Source organism: Dinghuibacter silviterrae (genome assembly GCF_004366355.1).
GTDB classification, from domain to species: Bacteria; Bacteroidota; Bacteroidia; order Chitinophagales; family Chitinophagaceae; genus Dinghuibacter; species Dinghuibacter silviterrae.
On sequence record NZ_SODV01000001.1, the window covers coordinates 691,412 to 705,637 of the forward strand.

General features: G+C 58.3%; 6 protein-coding genes. 5 read left to right on the top strand and 1 reads right to left on the bottom strand.

The window, feature by feature from the left end; all coding sequences use genetic code 11:
• Nucleotides 1–18: 18 nt before the first annotated feature.
• The 5 genes from EDB95_RS03050 to EDB95_RS03070 are packed head-to-tail and all read left to right on the top strand — an operon-like array spanning nt 19 to nt 8,714.
• A complete protein-coding gene (locus tag EDB95_RS03050) occupies nt 19–2,496 on the top strand; it encodes an AsmA family protein (RefSeq protein WP_133990457.1) in 2,478 nt (825 codons plus the stop codon).
• A 35-nt stretch (nt 2,497–2,531) separates the two neighbouring features.
• Nucleotides 2,532–4,712: a S9 family peptidase gene (locus EDB95_RS03055; protein WP_133990459.1), complete on the top strand. Its 2,181-nt coding sequence runs from the start codon at nt 2,532–2,534 to the stop codon at nt 4,710–4,712.
• Nucleotides 4,713–4,730: 18 nt separating this feature from the next.
• Nucleotides 4,731–7,637 (top strand): DNA polymerase I, encoded by a 2,907-nt coding sequence (gene polA / locus EDB95_RS03060; RefSeq protein WP_133990461.1) that lies wholly within the window; start codon nt 4,731–4,733, stop codon nt 7,635–7,637.
• Nucleotide 7,638: 1 nt separating this feature from the next.
• Nucleotides 7,639–8,046 carry a hypothetical protein gene (locus EDB95_RS03065; RefSeq protein ID WP_133990463.1) on the top strand — a complete coding sequence of 136 codons (408 nt, stop codon included), beginning with the start codon at nt 7,639–7,641 and terminating at the stop codon, nt 8,044–8,046.
• Complete coding sequence (locus EDB95_RS03070; protein ID WP_133990465.1) at nt 8,046–8,714, top strand: uracil-DNA glycosylase family protein; 669 nt, start codon at nt 8,046–8,048, stop codon at nt 8,712–8,714. Before EDB95_RS03065 ends, EDB95_RS03070 begins: the two co-directional genes overlap by 1 nt.
• Here EDB95_RS03070 and EDB95_RS03075 read toward each other — a convergent pair.
• The gene (locus tag EDB95_RS03075) at nt 8,701–14,193 is read right to left on the bottom strand and encodes an alpha-2-macroglobulin family protein (RefSeq protein ID WP_133990467.1); all 5,493 of its coding nucleotides are present in this window, start codon (nt 14,191–14,193) and stop codon (nt 8,701–8,703) included. The genes EDB95_RS03070 and EDB95_RS03075 overlap by 14 nt on opposite strands.
• Between the last annotated feature and the right edge of the window lie 33 nt (nt 14,194–14,226).

Genomic DNA, 14,226 nt, shown 5'->3' on the forward strand with positions numbered 1-14,226 from the left:
AATTGGTAGGTTTACGCTATGGCGAAGCTCCTACGATACGGCGCGCGCATCCTCCTCGGCTTCCTCTCCCTCTGGCTGATCCTCCTCGTCAGTGCCTATGTGCTTTTCAGCCTGAACAAAGCAGCGCTGACCGCCAGGGCCAATGCCTTCCTGAACCGCCGTTTCCAGGGCAAGATTCATATCAACAATATAAGTCTCAATGTCTTAAGTAATTTCCCCTACCCCGCCGTGCAGGTCAACGGGGTAACGGTGGACGACTCGGTCTATGCGGTCAGGGGGCAGCATACCGTTTATCTGGAGCGGGTGCGCATCGTACCCGGGCTGAAGGGGCTTTGGCGGGGAAGGCCCGTGATCCGCAAGGTGGTCGTGGCCGGGGGCTGGCTCTACCTGTACCGGGGTCCCGGCGGTTATGACAATGGTTACGTCTGGGTGGGTAAGCAAAGCCGGCCCCCAAAAGACAGCACGAGGCCATCCCTCCCCTTTCACGTGGAATTTTACCGTGTGGAGTTGATGATCGCCGACTCGGTCAGGCACAAGCTGTACGCTTTCGACTTCCACCGCCTCCTCCTGGACCACAACGGGACCTACACGGACTCCTCCACCTGGCGTCTCGACATGGACGTGACAGTCCACTCCCTTGCCTTCAACACGGCCAAGGGAGGTTTTCTCCAGGACCAGGACGTCCGCGCGCAGGGCACCCTTGGCTATGCGCCGGGTAACCGGCTGCTATCCTTCCGCCGCCTTGCGCTTCATATAGACCGCCAGGCACTCCTGGCAGATGGGGACTTCCGGTTTGATACTACCCGGTCGTTCCGGTTACGGGTTTCGGCGCCTTCGCTGGTCTTCGCCTCCGGCCGTTCCTGGCTCACCCCAAAGATCCAACGGAAGCTGGCCCCCATGCGCTTTGATAAAGCGCTCGCCGTGGAAGCCACGATAGAGGGTTTTATGACACCCGGGGATGAGCCGCGCATCCTGGTACGCTGGACCGTGGCCCACAACACGGTCACAGGCTTTATCGGCACGGTCGAAGACTGCTCCTTTACGGGCTTTTTCAACAACCACGTCAACGACAGCCTGTCACCCGGTGACGCCAATTCCACCATCCGGGCCGACTCCCTGGTGGGCAAATACGAGGGAAGCATCCCATTTAAAACCCGCCGGCTGGAAATATTGCGGTTGGACACCGCCATCCTCGCCTTCGATCTCTCCATACACGATACCGTCCCGGACTGGGGTGACCTTCTCCAGGGTGAAGACTTGTCCTTTGACAAAGGCCGGGTCGATGTCGACCTCCGCGGCCATTACCCCCTTAGCGACAGCAGCGGTGTGTCACCCGACCTGGACGGCCGGATCGATCTTCGCGATGTGGTCATCACCTACGAACCACGGAACGTCGTCATCACCGGTGGGCAGGCCCATCTCCGCCTGGAACACCAGGACCTTCTGTTGGAACGCATCAGCGGATACATCGGCAAAAGCCCGCTGGTCATCAGTGGGGCCGCCCGTCACTTCCTGGCCCTGGCGGCCACGGACACCGGGAAGATGGTCCTGGACTGGCACGTTTATTCTCCTGCCCTGGACGGAATGGAGTTGCTTCATTTTCTTGGAAAAGGCGGCCACCGGCGTACCGCGGGCAAAGCGGCCCGAGGCGCCGTGGGCGAAGCAACCCGGGGCGCCCCGCCAGATGGCAGTTTCGTCGGCCACATGATAGACCGGTACGCGCACAACTGCCGTATCCATACGGGTCTCCGGGTCGACCAGCTCACCTATAAAAACTTTGTTGCCACCGGTGTCGACGCCGCCGTTGTCTTAGATAAAGGTGTCTTTTCGCTTCAGCATCTTGACCTGCATACCGCCAAGGGCAGCCTGGACGCCACCGGCAGTATCCGCCCCTTTGTAGACGACAACCTGGTCCGGTTCAACGCTACCTTTAGCCATATTGACCTCCCGTCCCTTTTCCGCGACTTTGACGACTTCGGCCAGGCCTCGCTTTCCGCCAGGAATCTCGCCGGCACCCTCAACGCCCGGGCGGATCTGTCGATCCGCCTCACGGACAAGGGCCACAAGATCCCCGGCTCCCTGGACGGCACGCTCCGGTTCGCGATTACCGACGGCGCACTGCTGGGTTTCACCCCCCTTACCAGGCTGAGCAGTTTTGCGCTAAAGAATAGGGACCTGTCAAACATCTATTTTTCCAGGCTCTACGACACCTTCCGGTTTTCGCGAGACACCCTCGTTTTCGACCGGATGGAGATCCAATCCACCGTCCTGGACATGTTCGTAGCCGGGGCCTATAAGCTAGACGGAAGCTATACCGACGCCGACATACAGATCCCTTTTACCAACCTGAAAAAACAAAAGGGTCTGCCCGACAACGCCGGCGCCTATGCTCACCACGGACCGAGTCTTTTCGTACATGCCTTTAACCGGGACGGCGAACCGCTCCACTATAAATTCGGCCTCTTCAGGAAAAAGGTCCCGGGTGTGCGCAATTAATACCTAGTTTTATCGCCTTCTCAAATCATCGACACATGAGACTACGCGAACTTTCTTTAGCGACCTTCCTGTTGCTGGGTACCGCCCCGGGCCTTTTTGCCCAGGCGCCCACGGTTTCCCTCTCCCGGGCCCAGTGGTTTCCGGACTCCCACCTGTTGTGGACCTGGAGCTCGAATCAAGGCATGACCACCGTGGATCCCTCCGCCCAAATGCAAACCCATACCCTCTTTACAGCAGAGGACCTCAAAAATGCCGGGTTACCCACCGAGATCGACCACCTCGTATGGTCCGACGACAAAACAAAGGTGCTCATCTTTACCAATACCCAACGTGTATGGAGGGCCAGGACCCGCGGTGACTACTGGCTTTACGACCTCTCCACCAAACAAGGCCACCAGCTGGGGAAAGGGCTGCCCGTCTCGTCTTTGATGTTTGCAAAAATATCCCCGGACGGTACAAAGGCCGCTTATGTGAGCAAACACAACATTTACGTGGAAGACCTTTCCAGCGGAGCCATCACGCCCCTCACGACCGACGGCACCGCCAAGATCATCAACGGCACCTTCGACTGGGCCTATGAGGAAGAGCTCGCCTGCCGCGACGGTTTCCGCTGGAGCCCGGACAGCAAACACATCGCCTTCTGGCGGATCGATGCGACCGATATCCGTTTCTTCGACATGATCGACAATACCGATTCCCTGTATTCGTTTGTCGTACCCGTCGAATACCCCAAAACCGGGGAAGATCCTTCCGCCGCCCGCATCGGCGTGATCGACGTGGCCAACGGGAGCACCCGCTGGATGGACATACCCGGCGATCAGAAACAACACTATCTCCCCCGTATGGACTGGGCCGGGAACGGCAACGAGCTCATCGTCGCCCAACTGAACCGTCACCAGAACGAAGTGAACGTATTCCTTTGCACCGTGGCGGACGGTGCCGCGCATTCCATCTATCACGAAACCTCGGATTCCTGGATCGATGTGTCCGGTCCCTTTGAATACGACTCCGCCCCCTGGACCTGGGTCGATCACGGAAAATCCTTCCTGTGGACAAGCGAAAAGGACGGCTGGAGACACATCTACCGCATCAGCCGGGACGGAAGCAAGGAAACCCTCCTGACCAAAGGGAGCTTTGACGCAGACTTCGCCGCCGTAGATGAAACAGGCAAGGGCACAGTATATTTTTATGCCACCCCCTACGACGCCACCCAGAACTACCTGTACAAAACCGGTCTTTCCAAACCGGATACCATTCGCGTCACCCCCGCTGTGTTTGACGGAACCAACAACTACAATATTTCACCCGACGCCCGCTACGCCGTCCATACCAACATGAGCCTGAACATCGCGCCCAACCTCCGTCTCGTAGCGCTACCCGGCAACACAAAGATCTACCCCGAGGGCGCCGACGATCGCAAACCCCTCAAATCCGAATTTACCTACCGCAAATTCAAGGTCACGACCGCGGATAATGTCACCATGGACGGTATCCTGTCCCTGCCCGCAGGCTTCGATTCGACCCGTAAATATCCCGTGCTTTTCTATGTGTATGGCGAACCCGCCAGCGCCACCGCCAAGGACGTTCCCCAACGCAACGGCATGCTTATGTCCGCTCTCGCCAAGGGCTATGTCGTCATCACCATGGACAACCGCGGCACCCCGGCCCCCAAAGGCGCCGCCTGGCGTAAGTCCATTTACCGGAACGTGGGTTTTATCAACGCCCACGACCAGGCCATGGCCACCCGCGAGGTCCTCAAATGGCCCTGGCTCGATTCCACCCGCACCGCCGTCTTCGGTTGGAGCGGCGGCGGTTCCATGACGCTCAACCTCATGTTCCAATACCCCGGTCTGTACAAAACCGGTATCGCCGTAGCCGCCGTGACCAACCTCCGCTTCTACGACAACATCTACGAAGAGCGCTACATGGGCCTGCCCTCCGAAGCTGCGGCCGACTACGCCAAGGGCTCCCCCATCACCTACGCTAAAAACCTCCAGGGCAACCTCCTGTATATCCACGGCACCGGTGACGACAACGTCCACTATCAAAACGCGGAAGCGCTCGTCAACGAGCTCGTGAAGTACAACAAACAATTCTCTTTCATGGCGTATCCCAACCGGACCCACGGGATCTTCGAGGGGCCGGGGACGACGCAGCACCTGCAGACGCTTTGGATTAATTACCTGACGTCGCACGTCGAGCCGGGGCCGCGATAAAATCCCTACCTTAGCACCATGTCCAAAAAACTCTTCCTCCTGGATGCCATGGCGCTCGTCTATCGTGCGTATTACGCATTGATACGGAATCCGAGGCTGACCTCCAAAGGGCGCAATACGAATGCACAGTTCGGGTTTACGACCACGCTCTACGACCTGATCAATAAGGAAAAGCCGACACACCTGGCGGTGGCCTTCGACACGGAGGCGCCCACGGAACGGCATACCGACTTCGTCGCCTATAAGGCCAACCGCCAGGAGGCGCCGGAGGATCTGTTGGACGCCCTTCCGGACATCAAGCGCATCATCCAGGGGTTCAACATTCCCGTGGTGGAGGTTGACGGGTACGAGGCGGACGACGTGATCGGTACCCTCGCCTGGGAAGCGGAAGCGGCGGGGTACGAAGTCTTTATGGTCACCCCGGACAAGGACTATGGACAGCTCGTCACGGATAAAGTCTTTATATATAAACCCCCCTATATGGGGAATAAAGAGGAAATCTTAGGTCCAAAGGAAGTCTGCGAGAAATGGAGTATTCCCTCCGTTGACCGGGTCATTGACATCCTGGGGCTGATGGGCGACGCGGTGGACAATATCCCGGGCATCGCGGGGGTGGGGGAAAAAACAGCCGCCAAGCTCCTGGCCGAATACGGCACCCTGGAAAACGTCCTGGCCAACGCCGCGTCGATCAAGGGCGCGCTGGGTGAGAAGGTCCGCGCCGGTGCGGACAATGCCATCCTTTCCAAAAAGCTGGCAACCATCATCACCAACGTCCCGGTGGAATTCCACGAGGAGAACTTCCGGTTGAAGGAATGGAATATCCCCGAGCTGGTCGCTCTCTTTACAGATCTGGAGTTCAAGACCCTGGGGAAAAGAATTCTAGGCGACGCCTTTGGCGGAACCGGCGTCGTCGAGGCGCCGCCCCCGCCGACGCGCGGGGGGAAAAAGGCCGCGGCGCCCACGGGGCAGCTCGATATGTTCGGCGCACCGGCAGAGGCCGGCTCGACGAAGACCGGCTCGATGGAGGCCGGCCCGGCGGAAGGTGCCGCGGCGGCCGGAACAGCCGAAGACGGCGCCGAACCCGGCGACGACACCCCGCTCATCGCCGACAAAAACATCCACAACACCCCTCACGAATACATCCTTGTCCAGACGCCGGAGGAGATCGACGCACTGGTAAAACAACTGATAAAAAAAGAAGAGATCTGTTTCGACACGGAAACCACCGGCACCGATCCCAACGAAGCCGAACTCGTGGGGATGAGCTTTGCCATAAAACCCGGGCAGGGGTGGTACGTTCCCGCGCCTAAAGAGCAAGACGCAGCAAAAAAACTGCTCGAAAAGTTCAAACCGCTGTTCTCCAAAAAGGAGATCCGCTGGGTGGGTCAAAACCTCAAGTATGACCTGATCATGCTCAAATGGTATGCGACCGGCCTGGACGGGGATATTTTCGATACCATGCTGGCCCACTACGTCATCGAGCCGGAGGGCCGGCGTAATATGGACTATCTCAGCAACAAGTTCCTGGGATACGAGCCCGTACACATCGAAGAGCTCATCGGGAAAAAAGGCAAGAACCAGGGAAACATGCGGGACGTCCCATACGAGAAGATCAAGGACTACGCCGCGGAGGACGCAGACATCACGCTCCAGCTCAAACAGGTTTTTGCCCCTATGCTGAAGGAGAAGGCCGTCGAGGAAGTTTTTCAGAAAGTCGAAAACCCGCTGGTCAAAGTCCTGGTGGACATGGAGTACGAAGGCATCCGCGTGGACGAGGCCTTTCTGAACGACTATTCAAAGGAACTGGACCGGGAAGCGCGGGAGGCCGAGGAACGGGTGTACAAACACGCCGGCGTGCGGTTTAACCTCGCATCCCCCAAACAATTGGGGGAGGTTCTTTTTGAAAAATTACAGTTGGACCCCAAAGCCAAAAAGACCAAAACCGGTCAATACGCCACGGGCGAAGATGTATTGTTGAAACACTCGGGCCACCAGATCGTGGACGACATCCTTGCCTTCCGGGAACTGACAAAGCTGAAGTCCACCTATGTCGACGCGCTTCCCGGCATGATCAACCGCAAGACGGGGAGGGTGCATACGTCCTACAACCAGGCTGTCGCCGTTACCGGGCGTTTGAGCTCCAACAACCCCAACCTTCAAAACATACCCGTGCGTACCGATCGGGGGAAGGAGATCCGGAAGGCCTTTATCCCCCGGGATTCGGATCATGTGCTCGTCAGCGCGGACTATTCCCAGATAGAGCTGCGCATCGTCGCCGCGATCAGCGGCGACCCGGCCATGTGCGAAGCCTTCCGTTTGGGGAAGGACATTCATACAGCGACCGCGGCCCGGGTCTACAACAAGGCGGAGGACGAGATCACGAAGGTCGAGCGCTACAAGGCCAAAAGCGTGAACTTCGGCATCATCTACGGACAGAGCGCCTTTGGCCTGGCCGACAACCTGAAGATCAGCCGGACCGAAGCAAAGGAAATCATCGACAACTATAAACGCCAGTTCGCCGGCATCCAGCGGTATATGGATGACACCATCAATTTTGCCAAGGAGAACGGGTATGTGGAGACCCTGATGGGCCGCAAACGCTGGCTCCGGGACATCCATTCGGCGAACTTCACCGTAAGGGGTTTTGCCGAGCGAAACGCCATCAACTCACCTATACAGGGGACGGCCGCCGATATGATCAAGCTCGCGATGACCCGCATCCACGAGGCCTTCCGGCAGGAACGTTTCCGGTCGAGAATGATCCTCCAGGTACACGACGAATTGGTCTTTGACGCCCCCCGGGACGAGGTCGAGCGCATCAAACCCGTCATCCTGGAATGTATGCAAGGCGCGCTGCCGTTGCCCAACAGCGTGCCCGTGATTGCGGAAGTTGGGTTTGGCGAAAACTGGTTGGAAGCACACTAGCATGAGAACGATCCTTTTGATAGGCCTGACGCTGCTCGCCTGTCGCGCCAGCGCACAGGAAGACACGAGCCTGCCCGCCCGTACCGTATACGTCGTCCGGCCCAGCCAGTATATCGGTGCCCTGGCAAAGATCAGGGTGGACATCAACGGACGGCGCCTGTCGCTCCCCAATGCCTCCTACGCGGTCTTGCACTTCAGGGCCGACAGCGTCCAGGTCAGGATCGAAAACCGCAGGGTCACGGGAGAAAGCGTGCAACCCCTGGTAAATTTTAAAGACACCAGCTACTTCGTCGTTTTCCCGGAAGAACACGCCCACAAAAAAGACCGCCTCATCGTGACCGAGGTGGAAAAGGACAGCTACGAAAAGTTTGCGGATAAGGTGACCCACCAGGTGGAACCGGAGCACTGATGGCGCTGAGCACACACATACTCGGTTTTCTTCGCCACCTCGCGTGGGAAGGCAAACTTCCGAAGGGCGTGGAGGTGCTGTACCCGTTTTCGGACCCGGAGGTTTGGACCGTTTGCGAGGCTTTTTATAAGAAATTCTATGCCGGCGGCCCCCGTACCCTTATGATCGGAATCAACCCCGGCCGCTTTGGGGCGGGCACCACGGGAATCCCGTTTACCGATCCCATCCGCCTCAAGGACCCCTGCGGCATCGACAACCCCTGGCCGGCCCGGCAGGAGCTGTCGTCGGTGTTTATGTACGAGATGATACATGCCTGCGGTGGCCCGGAAGCCTTTTACGGCAAGGTGTACATCACCTCCGTAAGCCCGTTGGGTTTTACCCTTGATGGGAAGAACCTCAACTATTACGACGACACCCACCTCCTCAAAACGATAGAACCTTTTGCGGTGGATTGTCTCCGAAAACAGCTGTCCTGGGGTATGAATACCGCCGTCGCTCTTTGTCTGGGTGGGGGACAGAATTTCAAATACCTGGAGAAGCTCAACAGCCGTCACCACTTTTTCGAAAAGATCGTTCCGCTTCCCCACCCCCGCTACATCATGCAATACCGGCTGAAGCACAAAGAAGCCCATATCCGCGAATACCTGGACGCCTTTAGTGCGTTATAGTCACCTGTTCCAGCGCATTTCTGCCATACAAAACCGGGAAATACATCAAGGACACCCGGACGGGGTTGAGCGTAAACCGACCGCCGTACCGGACTTCCAGGGGAATATTGAATTCGTGTACCCCACGGCTGAGCCAGTCGGTGAACAAGACGACCTTGTCTTTGAAGTATTCCCTATGCACTTCGTACTCGAAGGGCTTGTCGCCGAACGTACAACCCGCCGGGATGGGGACCTCTATCATGGTATATTCCGCCTCCTTTTTGACCTCGATACGGACCCGGAGGTTGACCCGTTCACCCACTTTCAGCGCCCTCGTTTCCCTCCCGTCGCGTATAAAAGAGGTGTGCACGGCAAACAGGCTGTCCACCTTGAAGGGCGAGGGGTTCCAGTGCTCCTCGTAAACGGTGGCATAAACCGTCCCGCCCCCTATTTTGGAAAGGACGAGCGGACGCTGCCCGCTGTATTGAAAGGTGGCGGGGAGACGCGTAAGGGTACAGGTCGTATCTCCGGTGATCCGCAATTGGATGGGGGTAGCCAAACGGGGGTTGGCGACAAGTGCGTCCTGCAGTAGTGTGCTGACGACGGTAGCAGCCTCCACCGTGTTGTACGCATACGGTGCGTGATCGCCCAGCAAAAACAACCGGACAGCAGGCAACAAGGACCGTTGGGTCGTATCGGCAGACAACACCTCGTAGGCCTGCACGGTCGTGGCGATGTCGTTGCCATACCACCTGCCGTCCGCATCCCCCCAGTGAATGCTGCCCAACATACCGGGCGTGGCCTTTCGAAGAAGTTTTTGCATGGGTTCCCGGTAGTCAAGGCCCAGCCGTTGCAAAAGGCGCACATACGTCCACCCGTTGTGCTGATCAAGGGAATCGAAAACGATCTTCCGGATCAACGGGGTATAGTCCATAACATGTCCGGCCTCCGCCATCGTCCGCAATGGATCTGGCAATTGCCGCCACGGTAAGGAGGGAAGGCTGTTTTGAAGGTACAACAAGCCCTCCCGGAGGGCTACCCCCACCAGCGGGTCGCTACGCAGCGGCAGCAACGCCCTGATGACATAACAAGTCATCCGGAGGCTGGCGCTGCCGCCGCCCCACCAACTCCAGCCGCCCGAAAAGAGCTGGTTCTTTTCCAACCGGTGGACCAAAGCATCTACGTCTTTATCCCCGTCAAAGCGTTTGTGTAAAAGAACGTCCATCCGCCGCTCCGCCAACAGTCCGGTCAGCTTAGACGATGTCTGTTCCATACAGAAATAAGGATACTCCTTTAAGTAGCGCAGCCTGTCCTGCAAAACGTCGAGCATATTCCCCCGGGCATATAAGGTCGCGGGTCTGCCTGTGAATGGGTAAATGACGGTCGTGTCTCCTTCGAGTACGAAAACCCGGCCGCCGGTTTCTTTTACCCCTACCGGGTAAACCGGCAGCCGCCTCTCTTCCCCGTCCTTGTAGGCCCCGGTCTGTAACACAAAGCTTGCCTTGAGGCTGTCCCCGGTCCCCGCCACCCTGTGAAAACGGACGACGGAGGATTTTCCTCCCACGGTATCCACCGCATCCTCTTCTTCAAAACCGGAACGGACCGGGTAGGACCGGTTGGTATAGTTCAATACTTTGCCGACCAGGTCCGCCGAGTCTCCTTCCACCAAAAAAGCGGGCGTGCTCAGTGAAGCCACCAGGGGTTTAAAAGAGATGACCGGGCTCGTCGCCACCCCCATCCGGTTGTACCGGTCCATCCCCACGACAAAGTTTCTCCATCGGGTGATGTTGTCTGGATACGTGACCTCGACCGCTGCGCGGCCATTGTCATCCATAAGGATCCGGGGCTTCCAGAAGCCATAATCCCGGAACGTATCCCGGAAGGCCTTTGCGCCCGCATCCTTAAGGGCAATGGTGTCCAAAGCTTCCTGGATGTTCAGACCGGGTATGCGGCCTTCCAGCGAAACCCCGGCTACCGTCGTGACCGAATAAGACAGGCTTCTGCGCTGTTCGCCATACCCGGTCACCACCACATCCGCCAGCCCCTGGTCGCGGACATCGAGCTTGACGATGACCGGTTGGGCGGCGTTGTCCACGGCGTCTGCGTCCAGCCTGTTTGTCGCATAGCCCACCGACAGGACGGTAAGACTCAGCCGGCCAGCCCGGACCGACCGCAGCTGGAAATAGCCGTTGCCATCGGTCACACAACCCGTTTTTGTCCCCGTGACCATGACGCTGGCGCCGGCAATCCCTAATCCGCCGTGTGCATCGATCACCCGGCCCCACACCATGGCTGTTCCCGCAGGGAAGTCCGGCGTATACGCCGGCTTTTCGCCGGCGGGTGTCTGAAGCGGTGTTTTTACTTCAGCGGCCCACTGCCGTCTTAGGCGTTCCAGGGATTCGTCTGCAAGACGCGTGATGACCGGGTTGTCCGGCCGGAACAACAACCCTTCGGTGTGCATACACAACAACTGGTCGGGCAGGATACGCAGGTGTTGACGTTCCAGGGTCCGGAAATGCGTATCCACCAGCAAAAGGGTATAGGTACCCGGGACAACGTTTTCGATCGCTTCGCGGATCGGCCCAAGCACCAATGGGGACGTCGCTTCCTTTTCCGGGTATAGCACCATGTACTGGAGCACGGTATCCTTGTCCCAGCGGACCAACAACTGGCCATACCCGGGTATCCTTTGTTCCCTTGTATGCCCTGCCTCCAGGAAGATAAAGCGCTCTTCCTGCCCGGCCTGGGGAGAATGCAGGACGGGGGGAGCTGTCAGGGTATCCCCCAACACCCATTGCCCGTTCCCCGGTGGCGCAAGCCAGGCTTTACCGCCGATACGATGCAAGGGGTCGGTCTTTTCAAGCCGGAAGAACTGGGGGGACAACATATATTCATACACCGGTTCCAGCAGGAAGTGGCTTTCAAAAAAACCGGGCGCCAAAAAGCGAAGGCTGTCCGTGGGTTCGAAGGGTCCGACCAGGTGGTGGTTCCCTTGCCGGAGCTGTGTCCCCCGGTCGCCCTGGTAGATATACCCATATTGGGTAAGGCTTGTGGACTGCATTTGCCAGAGCCTGCCGGACAACAGGTCCGTCTCTTCCCAAGTCAGGTAGGGCGGCATGGGGCGGGAGCGGGCCATTTTGGGCAAATGATCGAGGTCGATGACGACATCCCGGCGGTAAAAGGGTTGGGCATATACGCTGTCTATTTCCAGGTATCGGTCGTACAAACGCACCCCGATACGGGTATACGCCGGGGGCACGTCGAAGACGTACGGCAGCGGGTCCGTGACGCCGTCGTAATACACCAGTTGCTTGTTGAGGTACAACAGGTAGATCCGCTGGGGGACCCCTTTCCGGACCACGTATACGGCAATCTTTGGGATAAAGTCGGGCAGGTGTGTGTTGAGCATAAACCCGGCGGCCCGGGGATAAAGCATGTTGTAATAGGGTAAAGAATCGAGGCCAAAGGGCTTTATCCAACCCTGGTGCGCTCCCAGCGGTATCCAGTGTCCGGGTTGGGGGTCGTCTGTGTCAAACCCAGGCCGGCTGTGCAGCGAACGGTTGTGGTACCGGCCGAAAAGCGTCAGGAAAGGGTTGTGTATGGCGCCCTGGAACTGGCTGTTGTAACTGTAGGCCGTCAGGTCGGTTCCCGGATCGGGCCGGCCCCAGGCGTCGGTGACCCTGATGTGAAGGGTATCCTTTTGACCCGGGTATATCGTTTGTTTCCCATCGAGATGCACCGTCAGTACACGGTAAGGAGTCCGAAGCGTCAGGTCGTTTTTTCGTTCTTTCCCTCCCCAGATGTAAGTCCATCTTACCTGGTATGTATCGTGCACCCGGGGTGAACGCCGCGCCCAGCTGACCTCCCGGTCATTGCTCCAGCCCCGCTCCAGGACGCTGTTTCCCATCCACACGGTATAGGCCACGGGGACCCGCCTGGGGTTGTCCAGCAGGAATCCAAGGGTATCGTTCCTGCAATTGGGATACCCGTTCACCTCGTAGGCTTCCGGCTCGTCCTCCGTTGAATCCGTAAAGGCGCCGGGTTTACCGATATAGAAGTGATAGCTTTCCGCAAAAGGCTCCACCTTTCTGGCCACGGGATAGTGGACAGGCAATAACGGCAAGTCCACGCCCTGGATGCGCAAAAAACCGTCCCGGGCCACCGGCCGGCCATTGACCTGGTAAGTGGCCAGCACGGAATCCCCCTCCATGCGGACGTCCAGCTTCGCTTGTCCGGGTGCATAAGTCACGTCGTCGGTTTGATCATGCCGTTCGCCCGAAGCATCGATGATACTCCCGTTTGCCTGTAGGTCCATGACCACCTCCGGCAGCCTGCGCGTATCGCTACCCAAAACGGTTTCCCCTTCCGTCGACAGGGGTTTTTCCGCGGTGTATAACGTGTCGGGTACGTAGACGGTGTCCTGGCCAAAATCCCTCACCTCGCCACGAAGCAACGCCACGTGGAACCTGGCGTCGAGGATAGGCAAGCCGTTTGCGTCGGAGGCGGACGCCAGTAACCGGACGGAATCACCCGCATAGACGGTCGTCCTTTCCGCCCGGAACCGATAGTCGGTCACCTGGTTCAACAGGTATTCTTCGATGGAGAAATAGCCCTTGAAAACAACCTCCCCACGCCGGTTCCGGAAGGAAACCGTATACCGGGTATCCCTGGGCAGGGTATCCGGCAAGGGGAATTCGTATGCAAACGAACCGGGGACCGCAGGCGTGCTAAGACCCAGCGGATGTTTGACCGGGGCGCCATCGTGGACATACTCCAGATACAGGTCGAGCGGTGTACGCCAACGCCTGCCTTTACGGTCGAGGATATAGGCCTTTAAGCGGACCGTATCCATGGGTTTATACTTGGGCTGGCTAAACAGCATGGTCCCCACACCCGCCTGGCCGTAATGGCTCTTCGTGAACCACCGCCGGATCTTAGCCCACGGGCCCTGCCCGCGAGGCCGGTAGCGGTACGGCCGGTCTTCCACCTTCTGCTCCAGCAGTTGAAAGGTGGTATCTCCGGGAACGGCTACCCGGACAAAACCACCGGCCACCCGGCCAGGCAGATAACAATGGCCGGCAGCCAGGAAAACCGCCTTCCGCCCGTTCACCCGGACATCTGCCCCGTCTACCGTGCTGTCGGGGGTCTCCCGCCGGCGCACCATCAGTCGCATTCTCCCGCCGTCACTGACCGGGTATACCATCAGATCCGTTATACTTAAAAGCACGGATATCAACCGGTTATCAACCACCCGTACGTCGATATACTGACCGGCGGGTAACCGGTTCCGGTCAACGCTCCCTGCGGGAAAGGCGGCAAACGGTTTTCCCTCCAGCAGTTCATCCAGGGGTATGCTGTCATGACGGATACACCACTGGGCCTTGGCGGCGTCGATGCGGTATACAAATTCTTCGTAACTATCCCGGTGCATGTTTTTCAGACTGGCCTGGGCCAGGGCCCCCAGCGGCAGGATCAGGGTAAGGCAAAGCGTCCATCTCATGGTGTTAAGGTGCAGGTACCGACCCAATTACAC